The following is an 18,457-nucleotide window of genomic DNA, read 5'->3' as shown; positions in this document are numbered from 1 at the left end:
GGCTTCGCCCCCGGACCCCCGTTCGCCCTGAACGGACTCGTCCTCGAACGCCGGACGGACTGGTCGACCAGCCCGTCCGGCGTTCTCGTCGCTGCGTGTGCCCTCAGGCGGAGGCCTTCTCCGTCTGCCGTACCTGGATGCGGCGCAGTGTCACGGCCGCGCAGACCGAGGCCCCCGCGAGGATCAGTGCCCCCGCGATCCCGGCCCCCTGCATCCCGCTGGTGAACGCCTCCCGCGCGGCCACCGCCAGGACCTCGCCCGCGTGGCCCGGAAGCCGGCCGGCGACGGCCAGCGCGCCGCCCAGCGTCTCGTGGGCCGGGGCCGGCGCCGTGGACGGGATCTCATGGCGGTAGACCGCGGTGCCGATCGAGCCGAGGACCGCCATACCGAGGGCGCCGCCGAACTCCGCACCGGTCTCCAGGAGGGAGGAGGCGGAGCCCGCCCGTTCGACCGGGGCCGCGCTCAGTGCCAGGTCCGTCATCTGGGAGATGGCGACGACGATCCCGGAGGCGAGTACGCCGCACGCGGCCAGAACCAGCCAGAGCGAGTCCGTGCCGGCGAGGGCGAGCATGCCGCAGCCGACCGCGGCGATCGCGAAGCCCGCGCAGACGACGTAGGCGCGGTTGACGCCCTTCTGGACCAGCTGGGTGGCGATGGGGGCCGCCATGCCGATCGGGACGGAGGGCAGCAGCGCCCACAGGGCCGCCTCCATCGCGCTCTTGTCGAGCACCGACTGGAGGTACTGCGTGGTGAAGAACGCCGAGCCCATCATCGCGAACGAGGAGACGAGGTTCAGCACCACGGCGGGGGCGAAGCCCCGTCCGTGGAACAGGGCGGGCGAGATCATCGGTGAGGCGGCCGTGCGCTGGCGCTGGACGAAGAGGGCCGCGAAGAGCAGACCCACGGTGATCGAGACGACGTACCGGACGTGCCAGCCCTCGGACGGGATCTCCTTCAGGCCGTAGATCACCGGGAGCACCGCCGCCATCGACAGCGGGACGCCGAGCAGGTCGAAGCGGCCGGGCGCGGGGTCCTTGGACTCCGGGAGCAGGAAGGGGCCGAGGACCAGGAGCAGGGCCATCGCCGGCAGATTGACCAGGAAGACCGAGCCCCACCAGAAGTACTGGACGAGGACGCCGCTCAGCACCGAGCCGAGCGCGATGCCGGCCGTCATCACTCCGGACCACATCCCGATCGCCTTCGCCCGCTGGGCCGGATCGGTGAACATCGTGCGGATCAGCGCCATCGTGGACGGCATGAGGGTGGCGCCGCCGATGCCGAGGACCGCGCGGGCCGCGATCAGGGTCTCGGCGCTGTCGGCGTAGGCCGCCGTCAGCGAGGCGGCCCCGAAGGCGGCGGCGCCGATCAGCAGCAGTTTGCGGCGGCCGATGCGGTCGCCCAGGGAGCCCATCGTCATCAGCAGCCCGGCGAGGACGAAGGCGTAGATGTCGAAGATCCACAGCTGCTGTGTGCTGCTCGGCTCCAGGTCCGCGCTGATCGCCGGGATCGCGAAGTAGAGGACCGAGACGTCCATCGAGACCAGTAGCAGCGGAAGCATCAGGACGCCGAGGGCGGTCCATTCACGGCGGCCGGCCCGGGTGACCGAAACCGCGGTGTCGCTCGTCGAGTTCGTCATGCCAGCGAATGTACGGGCGTCTTAAACGCTTGTCTAGAACGCTTGTATAAGTCATTCGTCTAGGACGTGTGTATGGATCGGCGCTAGGGTGGACCGCATGGGACACCGTGAGGATCTGCTCGAAGGCGCGAAGCGCTGTCTGCTGGACAAGGGCTTCCTGCGCACGACCGCGCGCGACATCGTCAAGGAGTCGGGGACCAACCTCGCGTCGATCGGCTATCACTACGGCTCCAAGGACGCGCTGCTGGTGCAGGCCTACGTCTCACTGATCGAGGGCGTGGGGGCGAGCTTCGACCCCGGAGCGGGCGGGGAGGTCACAGAGCCTCCGGGATCGCTGGAGCGCTTCCAGGAGGTGTGGGCGAACATCATCCGCTCCGTGCCCGGGTCGCGGGCGATCTGGCTGCTGAGCTTCGAGCTGATCTTCCAGGGGGACCGGCTCGCGGAGGTGCGCAAGCTGCTGGCCGAGGCGCAGGAGGAGGGCCGGTCGGGACTCGTGTCCATGTTCAGCGGTGTCCCCGAGGCCGAGCTCGACGGGGAGACCGTCGACAGCGAAGGCCGCTTCTACCAGACCCTCCTCAACGGCCTCATGGTGCAGTGGCTCTTCGACCCGGACTCGGCGACCGGCGCGGACCAGCTCACCGAGGGGCTGCGCCGCGTGCTCAAAGCGGCCGACAGGCCCTAGAGCCGCGCCCCCTTCAGCGCCATATGGAGCAGCAGCCGGTCCTCGCCGTCGTCCAGGTCCAGGCCGGTGAGCTGTTCGACGCGGGAGAGGCGGTAGTAGAGGGTCTGGCGGTGGATGCCCAGCTCCGCCGCCGTACGGCCCGCCTGGCCCGCGCAGTCCAGGAACACCTCCGCCGTACGGGCCAGTTCGCGGTGGCTGGGGGAGAGCAGGACCCGCACGGCGGGGTCGTGGGCCGCCTCGGGCGGAAGGGACGTCAGCAGGCGGTACGGCCCGATCGCCGACCACTGCGCGACGGGGCCGAACCGAGGCTCCGCCAGGGCCGCGCGGGCCGCCGCCGACGCCTCCTGCCAGGCCATGCCCAGCTCGGCGAGGCCATGCCGGGCGCGGGCCACCCCGGCCGCCGTCCGTCCGCCGCCCCGGGGCCCCTCCGCCTCCCGCAGCAGCCGCGTGGCCGCCGTGAGCGCCGGGGCCGGCACGTCCGCCGAGCGCAGCCGCACCAGCAGGGCCAGGCTCTGGCCACTGGTGCCCCACGGCACCGTGCACAGCGCGGTCGCGGCCGGGATCGTCCGCACCGAGGGGGCGTCGTCCGGATCGGCCGAGGGCCAGGGGGCGACACAGACCACCGTGTGCAGGCCCTCCCCGCGCGCGCCCAGTGCCGTCCGCAGTTCGGCCACCGCGGCCTCCTGGTGCCAGCCGGGCTCGGCGGTCAGCACCGCGCGCAGCTCGCGGGTCAGATCCGCGCCCGCCTGCGCCTCGTCGGCGAGCAGCGCGCCGATGCGGGCGGCGACCTGCATCGCGGCGGACAGCTGGACCTCGGACGGGCCCGGCTCGTCCGCGAGCAGCCACACATAGCCGAGGACGACACCCCGATGGCGTACGGGCAGACAGATCCGTCCGGTGTAGACACCCGCCTCGGGCGTCGGCGGAATGCGCACGGGGCCGGTGGCGCGGGCGATCCCGAAGCCCTCGAACCAGGCGCGCACCGCCGCCGTGGAGCGGCGCGTGAGGATGGAGCGGGTGCGGACCGGGTCGAGGGTCGCCTCGTCGAACTCGCCGTCGCCGCTGTCGTAGGCGGCGAAGGCGATCAGCTCGAAGTCCCGGTTCTCCAGGGTCGCGGGGGCGCCGAGCAGCGCCGAGATCTCGTCGACGAGTTCCTGGTAGTCGCCCCGGCCTGGCTTGAAAACGTCCACCACACGGGCATTCTCCCGCATTTTCCCATCTCGCTCATACAGATGTCTGAGATCCAGGGCACGGATGCGTGACAGCTGTCGATGGCCGACGATCTGAGCAATCCATAGGTTTCACGGTGGTTCTCCGTGCCGTACCCGAATGGTCGGGATTCGGCCTCCTGTTGCCCTTGTGGAGGTGCCCTGTGCTGGGTCCCGTGATTCTCGCCGCGTCGCGCAGCGACCGGATGCGCCGGCTGATCTCGGCCGCTCCGGTGACGAAGCCGGTCGTCGACCGCTTCATCCCCGGCGAGACCGTCGACGAGATCGTCCCGATCATCGAGGACCTCGCCGCCAAGGGCCTCGACGTCACCATGGACGTCGTCGGCGAGGACATCACGACCCCCGAGCAGGCCGCGGCCGCGCGGGACGCCTATCTGGCGCTGATCGGTCACCTCGAGAAGCTGGGGCTCGGTACCAAGGCCGAGATGTCCGTCAAGCTCTCGATGTTCGGCCAGGCGCTGGAGGGCGGCCATGAGCTGGCCCTCGCCAATGTGCGCCCGGTCGTCGAGGCCGCCGCCGCGATCGGCACCACGGTCACCCTGGACGCCGAGGACCACACCACCCTCGACTCGATGTTCGCCATCCACGAGGAGCTGCGGAAGGACTTCCCGGGCACCGGCTGCGTGATCCAGGCCTATCTCTTCCGCACCGAGGCCGACGCCCGTCGGCTCGCCGCGAGCGGCAGCCGGGTGCGTATCGTGAAGGGGGCGTACAAGGAGCCCGCGTCGGTCGCGTACCAGAACAAGCACGAGATCGACAAGGCGTACGTCCGCATCCTGAAGACCCTCATGGAGGGCGAGGGTTACCCGATGATCGGCTCGCACGACCCGAGGATCATCGCCATCGCGCAGGACATCGCCCGGCGCGCCGGGCGCAAGCTCGACGAGTACGAGTTCCAGATGCTGTACGGCATCCGCAGCGAGGAGCACGTACGGCTGGCCGCCGAGGGCCACCGTATGCGCGTCTACACGGCCTACGGCACCGACTGGTACGGCTACTTCATGCGCCGTCTGGCCGAGAAGCCGGCGAACCTCCGCTTCTTCGCCCGCTCGATCCTCACCAAGAGCTGACCACCACCCGCTCGCAAAAGGAGTTACGGAACCCATGGACGCTGTGACCCAGGTCCCCACCCCCGTCAACGAGCCGGTGCACGGCTACGCCCCCGGTTCGCCCGAGCGCGCCCGGCTGGAGGCCAAGCTCAAGGAGCTGGCCGACAACCCGATCGACCTGCCGTGCACCATCGGCGGCGAGAAGCGCATGGGCGGCGGCGAGCCGTTCCAGGTCGTGCAGCCGCACAACCACCAGGCGGTCCTCGGCACCCTGCACCACGCCACTCAGCAGGACGCGCAGGACGCGGTCGACGCGGCCCTCGCCGCCGCCCCCGCCTGGCGCGCGCTGTCCTTCGACGACCGCGCCGCGATCATCCTGCGCGCCGCCGAGCTGCTGGCCGGCCCCTGGCGCGAGACCATCGCGGCCTCCACCATGCTCGGTCAGTCGAAGACGGCCCAGCAGGCGGAGATCGACAGCCCCTGCGAGCTGGTCGACTTCTGGCGCTTCAACGTCCACTACGCCCGCCAGATCCTGGCCGAGCAGCCCCCGGCCAACTCCCCGGGCGTCTGGAACCGCCTCGACCACCGCCCGCTGGAGGGCTTCGTCTACGCGATCACCCCCTTCAACTTCTCGGCGATCGCGGCCAACCTGCCCACCGCCCCCGCCCTCATGGGCAACGTGGTGGTCTGGAAGCCGTCGCCGACCCAGACGCACGCCGCCGTGCTGCTGATGCAGCTGCTGGAGGAGGCGGGTCTGCCCAAGGGCGTCATCAACCTCGTCACCGGTGACGGCATCGAGGTCTCCAAGGTCGCGCTGGAGCACCGTGACCTGGCGGGCATCCACTTCACCGGTTCGACCAAGACCTTCCAGTACCTGTGGAAGACGGTCGGCGCCAACATCGAGAAGTACCGCTCCTACCCGCGTCTGGTGGGCGAGACCGGCGGCAAGGACTTCGTGGTCGCGCACCCGAGCGCCGACCGCGCGGTCCTCAAGACGGCGCTCACCCGCGGTGCCTTCGAGTACCAGGGCCAGAAGTGCTCGGCCACCTCGCGCGCGTACCTCCCGGCCTCCATCTGGAACTCCGGCTTCAAGGAGGAGTTCGCGGCCGAGGTCGACCACCTGACCATGGGTGACGTCACCGACCTGTCGAACTTCATCGGCGCCGTGATCGACGAGCGTGCCTTCGCGAAGAACAAGGCCGCCATCGACCGCGCCAAGGAGGACCCGACCTGCACGATCGTCGCGGGCGGCTCCTACGACGACTCGGTCGGCTACTTCGTCCGTCCGACCGTCATCGAGTGCACCGACCCGGAGAACGAGGTCTTCACGACCGAGTACTTCGGCCCGATCCTCGCGGTGCACGTCTACGAAGACGAGAAGTACGACGAGATGCTGACCCAGATGGAGTCGGTCTCCGACTACGCGCTCACGGGCTCGGTCATCGCGGGCGACCGCGCCGCGGCGGCGTACACCTCCGAGCGGCTGCGCTACGCGGCCGGCAACTTCTACATCAACGACAAGTCGACCGGCGCCGTGGTCGGCCAGCAGCCCTTCGGCGGCGGCCGCTCCTCCGGCACCAACGACAAGGCGGGCGCCCCGCAGAACCTGCTGCGCTGGACCCTGACCCGCGCCATCAAGGAGGCGCTGGTGGCTCCGACCGACTACGCCTACCCGCACATGGGCTGACGCCCCCCTGAACACCGCCCCCCGCCCCGGGTCCTGGACACCCGGGGCGGGGGGCGGTCGTCATGCGGGGCCCGCGCAGCTCGGTGGTGGCGAGCAGTGCGGAGCAGCGGGTCAGGGCGATGGTCCGGAGCCGCGGTCGGGCGGTCATAGGAAACCTCTCCCTGGCGCAGTCATCCGATGACTGAGGAGGGTGCTTTCGCTATATGTGCATGGCAAGGCACAGAACGCCGTCATACATCGGATTAACAGTCAGACACGTGAGGACCGGTCACGTAGGAGAACTCCGGGGAAGGTCATACTGATCCGGTGGCCATCAGTCTGCGCACCGTGCACACCGCCGACCTCGACCCCGCCGAACTCCGCGCCGCCCGCACCCTGTTGGACGAGGCGTTCGGCGGCGACTACGACGACGAGGAGTGGGAGCACGGGCTCGGCGGGCTGCACGTCCTGGTGAGCGACGACCGGGGGCTCGCCGCCCATGGGTCCGTCATCCAGCGGCGCGCCCGCTACCGCAAGCACTGGCTGCGCGTCGGGTACGTGGAGGGCGTGGGGGTGCGTCCGGACGTCAAGCGCCAGGGGTTCGGCGGGCGGGTCATGGCCGAGATCGAGCGGATCGTCGAGGGAGCCTACGACTTCGGCGCGCTCTCCGCGAGCGACCAGGGCGCCGCGCTCTACCACGCCCGGGGCTGGCAGCTGTGGTCCGGCCGGCTGTGCGCCCTCGGTCCCCACGGTGTGGTCCGGCTGCGCGACGAGGAGGACTGCACCTTTGTGCGTCCGGCGGCCGCGGGTCCGCTCAACCCCAAGCACAAGCTGGTCTTCGACTGGCGGGACGGTGACGTGCTCTGACGGCTCGTGGCGCCATGAGGGCAGGTCATGGCCGGGTGGGCCGGTCCGCCGTCTCAGATAGTAGGAAGTCCGAGTAATTGTGGAGACAGACGCCCGGTCCTCGCTTAGCTTTGTAGGAGCCGAACGTCTCGCTCGATCAAGCGAATGGCGGTCGTGAGCCGGGCCCGATGCAGGTCACCCCTGCGGCACCGCTCCCCGCCCTCCGGCGTCTCGTATCCCCTTTCCGCACTCCCGGATTCCGAAGGAGTCGATTTCCCATGGCCGAGACGACCGCCCGCCGCCGAGTCCGTCACGTTTCCCGTACGAGTGAGTCCGACCGCAAGAACGCCGCCGCCGCGCTCCAGCGCGCCCTCGACCGCCGGGACAACGGCGGCGCGACGGGCCACTGAGCCGCCGTAGAGCGGCACGTTCCGAGCCGGGAGCCGCGCCCGTGGGGTGCGGCGCGGTCGCACGCACCGCGCCGCACCCCGAAACGAGCCGTACGGGTGGACCGGGAAGGACACGGCGACGCGACCATGTCCGTATCGCGGACAGCCCGTGTCATTCCATGGGACAAGGAGTACGGTGCCGTCATGTCTCGCAGCATCAATCTCGCAGTGATTCCCGGTGACGGCATCGGCCAGGAGGTCGTGGCCCAGGGGCTGAAGATCCTCTCCGCCGTCCTCCCGCAGGATGTGAAGCTGGAGACCGAGGAGTACGACTTCGGCGCCCGGCGCTACCACGCCACCGGCGAGACCCTCACCGACGCCGACCTGGAGCAGCTCAAGCGGCACGACGCGATTCTGCTCGGCGCGATCGGCGACCCGTCGGTCCCGTCCGGCGTCCTGGAGCGCGGCTTCCTGCTCAAGCTCCGCTTCGCCTTCGACCACCACGTCAACCTGCGGCCCTCCAAGCTGCTCCCGGGCGTCGAGACCCCGCTCGCGGGCCAGCCCGAGATCGACTTCGTCGTGGTCCGCGAGGGCACCGAAGGCCCGTACACGGGCAACGGCGGCACCATCCGCACCGGCACCCCGCACGCGGTCGCCACCGAGGTCTCCCTGAACACCGCGTTCGGCATCGAGCGCGTCGTGCGCGACGCGTACGCCCGCGCACAGGCCCGCCCCCGCAAGAAGCTGGCCCTCGTCCACAAGAACAACGTGCTCGTGCACGCCGGTCACCTGTGGACGGACATCTTCGACAAGGTGGGCGAGGAGTTCCCCGAGGTCACCACCGAGTACATGCACGTCGACGCGGCGACGATCTACCTGGTCACCCAGCCCGAGCGCTTCGACGTGATCGTCACCGACAACCTCTTCGGCGACATCATCACCGACCTCGCCGCCGCCATCTCCGGCGGTATCGGGGTCGCCGCCTCCGGCAACATCAACCCGTCCGGCGCGTTCCCGTCGATGTTCGAGCCCGTGCACGGCTCGGCACCCGACATCGCGGGCCAGGGCAAGGCCGACCCGTCGGCCACCGTCCTGTCGGTCGCCCTCCTGCTGCGCCACCTCGGCTACGAGACCGAGGCCGCCCGTATCGAGGACGCCGTCTCCGCCGACCTCGCCGAGCGCGTGGGCAAGCCCGCCCGCACCACCGACGAGATCGGCGACGCGCTCGCCGTACGAGTAGCCGGCTGACCCGCCTGCCGCTCACATCCTGAGAAAGGCCGCCGGGTCGCGACGCGCCCGGCGGCTTTGTCATGCCGTCGCCGGGTGTCACCATCGACCCACTCCGGGCCACTTCCGGGGCCGCATTCACCCCGTTCCACCCGCGGCTTCAGCTTCGCTCCAGCAGGGGGGACTCCCATCGGGCACCCGCTTGCGATAATCGAACGAGGAGCCGCGGTATGAGGGAATGCTCGGACGTCCTCACACCTGCCGCTGGAGGCACGGGCGTGAGCGCGGCCCGTCAACACAACCGGTGAAGGACAACCACACATGACGACGCCCACGATCGAGTTGAAGCCCTCCGCCAACCCGCTCTCCGACGCGGAGCGGAAGGCCATCCTGGCCAGCCCCGGGTTCGGCCGCCACTTCACCGATCACATGGTGACCATCCGGTGGACCGAGGGCCGTGGCTGGCACGACGGCCAGCTCGTCCCGTACGCCCCGATCTCTCTCGACCCCGCCACCAACGTTCTGCACTACGCGCAGGAGATCTTCGAGGGCCTCAAGGCGTACCGCCGGCCCGACGGCTCGGTGGCCACCTTCCGCCCCGAGATGAACGCCCGGCGCTTCCAGCGCTCGGCCCGGCGGCTGGCCATGCCCGAGCTGCCGGTCGAGACCTTCATCGAGGCGTGTGACGTGCTCGTCCAGCAGGACAAGGAGTGGGTCCCGGCGCACGGCGGCGAGGAGTCCCTCTATCTGCGCCCGTTCATGATCGCCACCGAGGTCGGTCTGGGCGTCAAGCCCGCCAACGAGTACCTGTTCCTCGTCATCGCCTCCCCGGCCGGCGCCTACTTCGCGGGCGGCGTCAAGCCGGTCTCCATCTGGGTCTCGGAGGACCGGGTCCGTGCCGTCCCCGGCGGCATGGGCGACGCCAAGACCGGCGGCAACTACGCGGCCTCCCTGCTCGCGCAGGCCGAGGCGGCGGCCAAGGGCTGCGACCAGGTCTGCTACCTCGACGCCGTGGAGCACAAGTGGGTCGAGGAGCTGGGCGGCATGAACCTGTACTTCGTGTACGGCAACAAGATCGTCACCCCGACGCTGACCGGCTCGATCCTGGAGGGCGTCACCCGTGACTCCCTGCTGACCGTCGCCCGGGACCTCGGCTACGAGGCGGAGGAGCGCCGCGTCTCCATCGACGAGTGGCAGGCCGATTCCGAGAACGGCACCTTGACCGAGGTCTTCGCCTGCGGCACCGCGGCGGTCATCACCCCGGTCGGCACGGTCAAGCGCGCGGGCGCCGAGTGGAAGCAGTCGGGCGGCGAGCCGGGCGAGGTCACCGTCAAGCTCCGTGAGGCCTTGCTGGACCTCCAGCGCGGTACCCGCGAGGACACGCACGGCTGGATGCACCCCCTCGGCTGAGCCTCGGGCACCATCAGGGCCGCCTCGGACCCCGCGTCCGAGGCGGCCCTTTCGTATGCCCGTCGAGAGGTTGGAGCGACGCTCGATGTGACATGACGTTGCCTGCCCAAGCATGGTTCCCATCCTCGGATCCGACGTTTAGAGTGCTGTTCTAAAGTTCGGATGCAAGGAGGTGCCGCCTCGTGAGACTCACCCCCACGGAACGCGACCGGTTGCTGCTCTTCGGGGCCGCCGAACTGGCGCGCGCCCGCCGGGCCCGGGGACTGAGGCTGAACGTGCCGGAGGCGACCGCGCTGATCGCGGACACCGTCTGCGAGGCCGCCCGCGACGGCCGGCGGCTCGCCGAGGCCATCGAGGCGGCCCGGTCCGTGCTCGGTCCGGACGACGTGCTGCCGGGCGTCGCGGACGTCGTCACCGAGGTGCATGTCGAGGCCGTCTTCGACGACGGGTCACGCCTCGCCGTGGTCTCCGACCCGATCGGCGGCGGGCTGGGCGACAAGGCCCCGGGCGCCCTGCTGCCGGGTCCGGAGCACGCCGAGCCGGAGGCGGTCGTCCGGCTCGCGGTCACCAACACCGCGACCGTGCCCGTCTCCGTCACCTCCCACTTCCACTTCTTCGAGGCCAACCCCCGGCTCGACTTCGACCGCCAGAGGTCCTACGGCATGCGGCTCGCCGTGCCCGCCGGGTCGTCGGTGCGGTTCGGGCCCGGCGAGCGCGCCGAGGTCGGACTCGTACCGATCGGCGGCGAACGGATCGCGATCGGTTTCGCGGGACTCGTCGACGGGCCGCTGGACGCGCCGGGGGCGAAGGAAGAGGCCCTGCGCCGGGCCGCCGCCTGCGGATATCTGGGAGCTTCGGGGGCCGGGCGCGAAGGAGACGCACGATGAATCCGTACGAGTACGCCGCCACCCACGGCCCCCGCGCGGGCGACCGCGTCCGCCTCGGCGACTCGGGTCTGGTGATCCGCGTCGAGTCCGACGCGCAGCAGTACGGCGACGAGTTCCTCGCCGGCTTCGGCAAGACCGCCCGCGACGGCCTGCACCTCAAGGCCGCGGCCGTGCGTGAGACCTGTGACGTCGTCATCAGCAACGTGGTCGTCATCGACGCGGCCCTCGGCATCCGCAAGGTGTCGATCGGCATCCGCGAGGGTCGGATCTGCGCGATCGGGCGCGCCGGCAACCCCGACACCCTCGACGGCGTCGACGTCGTGGTCGGCACGGGGACCTCCATCGTCTCCGGTGAGGGCCTGATCGCCACCGCCGGAGCCGTCGACACCCATGTCCATCTGCTGTCGCCGCGCATCATGGAGGCCTCGCTGGCCTCCGGTGTCACCACGATCATCGGGCAGGAGTTCGGGCCGGTGTGGGGCGTCGGCGTCAACTCGCCCTGGGCGCTGCGGCACGCGTTCAACGCGTTCGACGCCTGGCCCGTCAACATCGGCTTCCTGGGCCGCGGTTCGTCGTCCGACCCCGCCCCCCTGATCGAGGCGCTGGCCGAGGGCGGTGCCTCCGGCTTCAAGGTGCACGAGGACATGGGCGCCCACACCCGCGCCCTCGACACCGCCCTGCGCGTCGCCGAGGAACACGACGTCCAGGTCGCCCTGCACAGCGACGGTCTGAACGAGTGCCTGTCCGTCGAGGACACCCTGCGGGTCCTCGACGGCCGTACCATCCACGCCTTTCACATCGAGGGCTGCGGCGGCGGGCATGTGCCGAACGTCCTGAAGATGGCGGGCGTGCCGAACGTGATCGGCTCCTCCACCAACCCGACGCTGCCCTTCGGCCGGGACGCCGTCGCCGAGCACTACGGCATGATCGTCTCGGTCCACGACCTGAAGCCGGACCTGCCCGGCGACGCCGCCATGGCCCGCGACCGCATCCGCGCCGGAACCATGGGCGCCGAGGACGTGCTGCACGATCTGGGCGCCATCGGCATCACCTCCTCGGACGCACAGGGCATGGGACGCGCGGGAGAGACCGTGCGCCGCACCTTCGCCATGGCCGGGAAGATGAAGGCGGAGCTGGGGCCCCTGGCGGGCGACGGCCCGGACGACGACAACGCCCGCGTCCTGCGCTACATCGCCAAGCTGACCGTCAACCCGGCCATCGCACACGGACTCGCGCACGAGGTGGGCTCCCTGGAGGTCGGCAAGCTGGCCGACATCGTGCTGTGGCGGCCGGAGTACTTCGGCGCCAAGCCCCAGCTCGTGCTCAAGTCCGGCTTCCCGGCGTACGGCGTGGTCGGTGACCCGGGCGCGGCCACCGACACCTGCGAACCCCTCGTGCTCGGCCCGCAGTTCGGCGCGCACGGCGCGACCGCCGCCGACCTCTCCGTCGCCTTCGTCGCCCGGGCGGCCCTGGACCTGGGCTCCGACCGGATGCCCACCCGGCGCAGAAGGGTCGCGGTCCGCGGCACCCGCGGCATCGGCCCCGCCGATCTGCGCCTCAACTCCCGTACGGGAGCGGTCGACGTCGACCAGCGCACCGGCCTGGTCACCCTCGACGGCGCGCCCGTCCGCTCCGAACCCGCCGACTCGGTGTCCCTCAACCGCCTGTACTTCCTGTGAGCCCCGTGAGGACCCCCGCCATGAGCACCCCCGCCGCCGACGGCTTCCGCATGCCCGCCGAGTGGGCCCCGCACGAGCGCACCTGGATGGCCTGGCCGGGCCCCAACCCGACCTTCGACGACCCCGGCGACCTCGCCGCCGCCCGTGCGGCCTGGGCCTCGGTCGCCCGCGCCGTCCGCCGCTTCGAACCGGTCACCGTGGTCTGCGGCCCCGGCCGGTCCGCCGATGCGCGCGCCCTGCTGGGCGAGGGCATCGACACCGTCGAGCGCGATCTCGACGACGCCTGGATGCGCGACATCGGCCCGACCTTCCTCACCGATGGGCGTGAACTGGCCGCCGTGGACTGGACGTTCAACGGCTGGGGCGCCCAGGGCTGGGCCCGCTGGGAGCACGACGCGAAGATCGCCGCGCATGTCGCGGACCTCGCGGACGCGCGGACGTACGCCTCGAAGCTGGTCAACGAGGGCGGCGCGATCCACGTCGACGGCGAGGGCACCGTCCTGCTCACGGAGACCGTGCAGCTCGGCCCCGAACGCAACCCGCACTGGACGAGGGAGCAGGTCGAGGCGGAGATCCACGCCCACCTCGGCACCCGCAAGGCGATCTGGCTGCCGCGCGGCCTGACCGCCGACTACCCCCCGCACGGCTTCGGCACCCTCGGCCATGTCGACATCGTCGCCGCCTTCGCCGGCCCGGGTGTGGTCGTCGCCCACCACCAGCCGGACCCCGCGCACCCCGACCACGAGGTCACCCAGGAGGTCATCGGGATCCTGAGGTCCGCCACCGACGCCCGGGGCCGCGCGCTGGAGGTCGTCGAGGTGCCCGCGCCGACCGTGCTGGAGACCGACGGCCACTGGGCCGACTACTCGTACATCAACCACTACCTGTGCAACGGCGGCGTTGTGCTGTGCGCCTTCGACGACCCCCGCGACGAGACGGCCGCCGGCATCTTCCGCCGGTTGTTCCCGGAGCGGACGGTGACGCTCGTGGACGCCCGGACGATCTTCGCGGGCGGGGGTGGCGTCCACTGCATCACCCAGCAGCAGCCGAGGGTCCCGGCGACCCGGGCGGTCAGGTAGAACGTACGGGTGGATGTAGTGCTCTGCGCCGTGTGCGGCCACCGTCCGACCGAACCCGCGGAGGCCGGAGAGTGACCCGCAGACGCAATGTCGCCCCGCCGCGTGAGGACGTCCTCGCCGCTGCCATGGGCATGATCGCCGAGCGCGGTCTGGAGCAGCTCACCATGGCGGCGCTCGGCCGGGAGGTCGGGATGAGCAGCGGCCATCTGCTCTACTACTTCCGCTCCAAGGACGAGCTGCTGCTCCAGGCCCTGGAGTGGAGCGAGGGCCGGCTCGGCGCCGAGCGCGCGCGGCTGCTCAGCGGGCGGGCCCCGGCCCGGGAACGGCTGGACGCGTACGTCGACCTCTATGTCCCCGACGGCCACCGCGATCCGCACTGGACCCTGTGGCTGGAGGTCTGGAACCGCTCGCAGAACGCCGACGACGACGCCCGCGACCGGCAGGCCGCCATCGAGGGTGCCTGGCACCGCGACCTGGTGGCGCTGCTCGCCGAGGGCGTGTCGCGGGGCGAGTTCCGGCCGGTCGACCCGGACCGCTTCGCCGCCCGGCTGCGCGCCCTCCTCGACGGCTTCTCCATCCATGTGGCGATCGGCCTGCGGGGCACCGGCCGGGAGCAGGTGCTCGGCCATGTACGGGAGTTCCTGGACGAGTCGCTCACGCTCGCGGACGCCTGAGCAGCCGTCCTGGTTGTACGTCGTCGGGCGCTTTGACCCGGGGCGGGCGATGCGTTTGCATCCCTGGGAGTCCTCGGCGCGGGACCGGGAGACGCCGGGTTTCGGGGGGAACGTCGTCGTGGACCGCGCCACCGGCGGCAAGGTCCAGGCCGACGCCGGTCTCGGCCAGGGCCGGCTGATCCGGCTCAACGACGACGGACGGTATGTCGTCCTCGACGCCCAGGGCGGCACCTATGTGCGTGATCTGCGCACCGGGCGGCTCGTCCGCGCCGCGGACACTCCCGCCGTGGCCGCTAGCCGCGACGCCCGGCACCTCCTGCTCTCCGGCGCGGACGGGCTCCGGCTGCTCGACCGGCGCACCGGCCGTTCCCCGGCCGTGGGCCCGGCGGGTGCGCAGGCCGTACCGGGCGCCGTGAGCGCCGACGGCCGTGCGGCGGTGTTCGGTTCGGCCGCCGCCGACCTGGTGGCGGGGGACACCAACGACGCGGCCGACGTCTCCGTCCGCCGGCCGAGGTGACCCCGCCCCGGGCCATGAACGCAATGAACGAAAAGCGAGGCGCTCTTGTCGCACTCGCGAACGCCCGGCACGTTACGGCTCATGGGACGAGAGCACTGGAAGAGAATCTGGATCGGCTCGGCCGGCAACATGGTGGAGTGGTACGACTGGTTCGTCTACGCCAGCTTCGCCACCTACTTCGCCGGAGCCTTCTTCCCGGACGGGAACCCCACGGCCCGACTCATGAACACCGCGGGCATCTTCGCGGTCGGCTTCTTCATGCGACCGGTCGGCGGCTGGCTGCTCGGCCGGGTCGGTGACCGCAAGGGCCGCAAGGCCGCACTGACCCTCACGGTCACACTGATGTCCGCCTCCGCGATCCTCATCGCGATCGCGCCGACCTACGCTGTCGCCGGGTACGGCGGCGCGTTTGTCCTGCTGGTCGCCCGCCTGTTGCAGGGCCTCTCGGTGGGCGGCGAGTACGCGGCCAGCGCGACCTATCTCACCGAGGCGTCCGACCCGAAGCGGCGGGGCTTCGCCTCCAGCTTCCAGTACGTGTCGATGACCGCGGGCCAGATCGTGGGCCTCGGTCTCCAGATCGTCCTGCAGCGCACGATGTCCGACGAGGCGCTGCACAGCTACGGCTGGCGCATCCCGTTCGTGGTGGGCGCCCTCGGCGCGGCGGTGATCTTCTATCTGCGGCGCAGCATGCTGGAGACGGAGGTCTACGAGGCCGACGAGACCGGCGGCGAGGAGCGCGGCACGCTGCGCGCGCTGTGGCGGCACAAGCGTGAGGCGTCTTTGGTGATGGCCCTGACCATGGGCGGCACGGTCGCGTACTACACGTACACCACCTACCTGACCAAGTACCTGTCGAACTCGGCGGGGCTGTCCAAGCAGACCGCGACCCTCGTCTCCTTCACCGCGCTGATCGTGTTCGCCTGCCTCCAGCCGCCGGCCGGGCGGCTCTCCGACCGCATCGGCCGCCGTCCGCTGCTGATCACCTTCGCGGTCGGCTCCACGTTCCTGACCGTGCCGATCATGACCCTGCTGAAGCACGCGGGGAGCTTCTGGCCGGCCCTCGGGCTGTCGCTCCTGGCTCTGATCGTGGTCACCGGATACACGTCGATCAACGCGTGTGTGAAGGCGGAGCTGTTCCCGACGGGGGTCCGCGCCCTCGGCGTCGCCCTCCCATACGCCCTGGCCAACGCGCTGTTCGGGGGCACGGCGGAATACGTCGCCCTGTGGTTCAAGAACGCGGGCATCGAGTCCGGTTTCTTCTGGTACGTGGCGGGCTGCGCGGCCGTGTCGCTGGTGGTGTACCTCACCATGCGGGAGACCAGGGATCTGGATCTGGCCCGGATGGACGCCACCGCACCGTCCACGCTGACGACCGCATCCTGAGACGGCGGTGAGTGCGGGGGCGGAATGTGCCAGACTGCCCCCGTGCTTACGTTCGCCATGATTATTGGCAGCAGGCGCGCCGGTCCGCAGTGACCGCCTCGTACGACCCCGTACGGGCGGCCATCGTCGTCCTCGACCCGCGCGCAGACCTCTCGCACCCGCGAGAGGTTTTTCGTTTTCCTGGCCCACCATCAGCCGGGAGCGAAGGCGCGAGGGACCATGGAAGGACGGTGGAGCCGGTCATTCCGGTAGACCGAGATCCCATACAGGAGCCTTGAGACCATGACGGCAACCAGCGAACTCGACGATTCGTTCCACGTCTTCGACACCACGCTGCGCGACGGCGCGCAGCGCGAGGGCATCAACCTCACCGTCGCGGACAAGCTGGCCATCGCACGGCACCTGGACGACTTCGGCGTGGGCTTCATCGAGGGCGGCTGGCCCGGCGCGAACCCGCGGGACACCGAGTTCTTCGCCCGCGCCCAACAGGAGATCGACTTCCGGCACGCCCAGCTCGTCGCGTTCGGCGCCACCCGCCGGGCGGGCGGCAAGGCGGCCGAGGACCCGCAGGTCAGGGCGCTGCTGGAGTCGGGCGCGCCGGTGATCACCCTGGTCGCGAAGTCCCATGACCGCCATGTCGAGCTGGCCCTGCGCACCACGCTCGACGAGAACCTGGAGATGATCCGCGACACCGTCTCGCATCTTCGGGCCGAGGGCCGCCGGGTCTTCGTCGACTGCGAGCACTTCTTCGACGGCTACCGGGCGAACCCGCAGTACGCCAAGGCGGTGGTCAGCGCGGCGTGGGAGGCGGGGGCGGACGTCGTCATCCTCTGCGACACCAACGGCGGCATGCTGCCCGCGCAGGTCAACGCGGTGGTCTCCACGGTCCTCGCGGACACGGGCGCCCGGCTCGGCATCCATGCGCAGGACGACACGGGGTGCGCCGTCGCGAACACCCTCGCGGCGGTGGACGCGGGCGCCACGCATGTGCAGTGCACGGCGAACGGCTACGGCGAGCGGGTGGGCAACGCCAACCTCTTCCCGGTCGTGGCGGCCCTGGAACTGAAGTACGGCAAGAAGGTGCTGCCCGACGGCAGGCTCCGCGAGACGACCCGCATCTCGCACGCGATCGCCGAGGTCGTCAATCTGACGCCCTCCACCCATCAGCCGTACGTGGGTGTCTCGGCCTTCGCGCACAAGGCGGGCCTGCACGCGTCCGCGATCAAGGTGGACCCGGACCTGTACCAGCACATCGACCCCGAGCTGGTGGGCAACACCATGCGGATGCTGGTCTCCGACATGGCGGGCCGGGCCTCGGTGGAGCTCAAGGGCAAGGAGCTGGGCGTCGACCTGGGCGGCGACCGGGAGCTGATCGGCCGGGTCGTGGACCGGGTCAAGGAGCGCGAGCTCAAGGGCTACACCTACGAGGCCGCGGACGCGAGCTTCGAACTCCTGCTGCGCGAGGAGGTGGCGGGCAAGCCGCTGCGCTACTTCCGCACCGAGTCCTGGCGGGCCATCGTCGAGGACCGCCCCGACGGCACCCACGCCAACGAGGCGACGGTGAAGCTCTGGGCGAAGAGCGAACGCATCGTCGCGACGGCGGAGGGCAACGGCCCGGTCAACGCCCTGGACCGGGCGCTGCGGGTCGCGCTGGAGAAGATCTACCCCGAGCTGGCCGCCCTCGACCTGGTCGACTACAAGGTCCGCATCCTGGAGGGCAAGCACGGCACACAGTCCACGACCCGTGTGCTCATCTCCACCTCCGACGGCCGGGGCGAGTGGTCCACGGTCGGTGTGGCGGAGAACGTGATCGCGGCGTCCTGGCAGGCGCTGGAGGACGCGTACACCTACGGCCTGCTGCGGGCCGGCGTGGAGCCCGCGGAGTAGTGCCCCGGGGCCGGCAGCGGGCCTCAGCAGGAGTCCGCGGCGAGCTTCTCGAACTCGCCGCGGCTCAGGGCACGGCGTTCGGCGCGCCGTCCGCGCCCGGCCCCACGGCCGCCGACGGCAGATCGACCGCCGCGCAGCCGCTCGGCAGAGCGGTCGCCCCGATCGCGCCTGCCGCCGCCCGCACCGTCCGACGCATGGGCGCCGCCCCCTCGACGGG

At 71.0% G+C, this 18,457-nt stretch carries 17 protein-coding genes; 14 read left to right on the top strand and 3 right to left on the bottom strand.

From position 1 onward, the window contains the following. Positions 1 to 103: 103 nt before the first annotated feature. Positions 104 to 1,636, bottom strand: coding sequence for an MFS transporter (locus ACFY2Z_RS16380; RefSeq protein WP_390744828.1), 1,533 nt, complete (start codon positions 1,634 to 1,636; stop codon positions 104 to 106). Between the two features lie 97 nt (positions 1,637 to 1,733). Between ACFY2Z_RS16380 and ACFY2Z_RS16375 the strand changes: the two genes are divergently transcribed. After that, on the top strand, positions 1,734 to 2,318 hold the full coding sequence (locus tag ACFY2Z_RS16375; RefSeq protein WP_390744827.1) for a TetR/AcrR family transcriptional regulator: 585 nt from the start codon (positions 1,734 to 1,736) through the stop codon (positions 2,316 to 2,318). Here ACFY2Z_RS16375 and ACFY2Z_RS16370 read toward each other — a convergent pair. Then, the gene (locus ACFY2Z_RS16370; protein WP_390744826.1) at positions 2,315 to 3,529 is read right to left on the bottom strand and encodes a PucR family transcriptional regulator; all 1,215 of its coding nucleotides are present in this window, start codon (positions 3,527 to 3,529) and stop codon (positions 2,315 to 2,317) included. The genes ACFY2Z_RS16375 and ACFY2Z_RS16370 overlap by 4 nt on opposite strands. Before the next feature lie 161 nt (positions 3,530 to 3,690). Between ACFY2Z_RS16370 and ACFY2Z_RS16365 the strand changes: the two genes are divergently transcribed. The 13 genes from ACFY2Z_RS16365 to cimA all read left to right on the top strand — a co-directional run bounded on the left by ACFY2Z_RS16365 (position 3,691) and on the right by cimA (position 18,240). Next, on the top strand, positions 3,691 to 4,617 hold the full coding sequence (locus ACFY2Z_RS16365) for a proline dehydrogenase family protein (RefSeq protein ID WP_390744825.1): 927 nt from the start codon (positions 3,691 to 3,693) through the stop codon (positions 4,615 to 4,617). Between the two features lie 34 nt (positions 4,618 to 4,651). After that, a complete protein-coding gene (gene pruA, locus ACFY2Z_RS16360) occupies positions 4,652 to 6,283 on the top strand; it encodes an L-glutamate gamma-semialdehyde dehydrogenase (protein ID WP_390744824.1) in 1,632 nt (543 codons plus the stop codon). A gap of 306 nt (positions 6,284 to 6,589) precedes the next feature. Next, entirely contained in the window at positions 6,590 to 7,129 is a 540-nt protein-coding gene (locus tag ACFY2Z_RS16355; protein ID WP_390744823.1) for a GNAT family N-acetyltransferase, read from the top strand. Positions 7,130 to 7,386: 257 nt separating this feature from the next. Then, positions 7,387 to 7,518 (top strand): hypothetical protein, encoded by a 132-nt coding sequence (locus tag ACFY2Z_RS16350; RefSeq protein ID WP_103838047.1) that lies wholly within the window; start codon positions 7,387 to 7,389, stop codon positions 7,516 to 7,518. A 183-nt stretch (positions 7,519 to 7,701) separates the two neighbouring features. After that, entirely contained in the window at positions 7,702 to 8,745 is a 1,044-nt protein-coding gene (locus ACFY2Z_RS16345; RefSeq protein ID WP_390744822.1) for a 3-isopropylmalate dehydrogenase, read from the top strand. Between the two features lie 300 nt (positions 8,746 to 9,045). Then, positions 9,046 to 10,134: a branched-chain amino acid aminotransferase gene (locus tag ACFY2Z_RS16340; protein WP_390744821.1), complete on the top strand. Its 1,089-nt coding sequence runs from the start codon at positions 9,046 to 9,048 to the stop codon at positions 10,132 to 10,134. A 182-nt stretch (positions 10,135 to 10,316) separates the two neighbouring features. Beyond that, the gene (gene ureA / locus ACFY2Z_RS16335) at positions 10,317 to 11,021 is read left to right on the top strand and encodes an urease subunit gamma (protein ID WP_390744820.1); all 705 of its coding nucleotides are present in this window, start codon (positions 10,317 to 10,319) and stop codon (positions 11,019 to 11,021) included. Then, entirely contained in the window at positions 11,018 to 12,700 is a 1,683-nt protein-coding gene (locus tag ACFY2Z_RS16330) for an urease subunit alpha (RefSeq protein ID WP_390744819.1), read from the top strand. The genes ureA and ACFY2Z_RS16330 overlap by 4 nt, the downstream gene beginning before the upstream one ends. 20 nt (positions 12,701 to 12,720) lie before the next feature. Beyond that, positions 12,721 to 13,779: an agmatine/peptidylarginine deiminase gene (locus tag ACFY2Z_RS16325; protein WP_390744818.1), complete on the top strand. Its 1,059-nt coding sequence runs from the start codon at positions 12,721 to 12,723 to the stop codon at positions 13,777 to 13,779. A 125-nt stretch (positions 13,780 to 13,904) separates the two neighbouring features. Beyond that, positions 13,905 to 14,453, top strand: coding sequence for a TetR/AcrR family transcriptional regulator (locus ACFY2Z_RS16320; RefSeq protein WP_390744912.1), 549 nt, complete (start codon positions 13,905 to 13,907; stop codon positions 14,451 to 14,453). A 49-nt stretch (positions 14,454 to 14,502) separates the two neighbouring features. Continuing rightward, positions 14,503 to 14,970 carry a hypothetical protein gene (locus ACFY2Z_RS16315; protein ID WP_390744817.1) on the top strand — a complete coding sequence of 156 codons (468 nt, stop codon included), beginning with the start codon at positions 14,503 to 14,505 and terminating at the stop codon, positions 14,968 to 14,970. Between the two features lie 81 nt (positions 14,971 to 15,051). Continuing rightward, the gene (locus ACFY2Z_RS16310) at positions 15,052 to 16,353 is read left to right on the top strand and encodes an MFS transporter (RefSeq protein WP_390744816.1); all 1,302 of its coding nucleotides are present in this window, start codon (positions 15,052 to 15,054) and stop codon (positions 16,351 to 16,353) included. Positions 16,354 to 16,635: 282 nt separating this feature from the next. Then, entirely contained in the window at positions 16,636 to 18,240 is a 1,605-nt protein-coding gene (cimA, locus tag ACFY2Z_RS16305) for a citramalate synthase (protein WP_390744815.1), read from the top strand. Between the two features lie 64 nt (positions 18,241 to 18,304). On the opposite strand, the gene ACFY2Z_RS16300 is transcribed toward cimA, so the two are convergent. After that, positions 18,305 to 18,436: a hypothetical protein gene (locus tag ACFY2Z_RS16300; RefSeq protein WP_390744814.1), complete on the bottom strand. Its 132-nt coding sequence runs from the start codon at positions 18,434 to 18,436 to the stop codon at positions 18,305 to 18,307. Positions 18,437 to 18,457 lie beyond the last annotated feature (21 nt).

Source organism: Streptomyces sp. NPDC001222 (genome assembly GCF_042896945.1).
GTDB lineage: Bacteria > Actinomycetota > Actinomycetes > Streptomycetales > Streptomycetaceae > Streptomyces > Streptomyces gibsoniae.
Note: the sequence above shows the minus strand (reverse complement) of the source record. Positions and strands in the feature narration are given on the sequence as shown.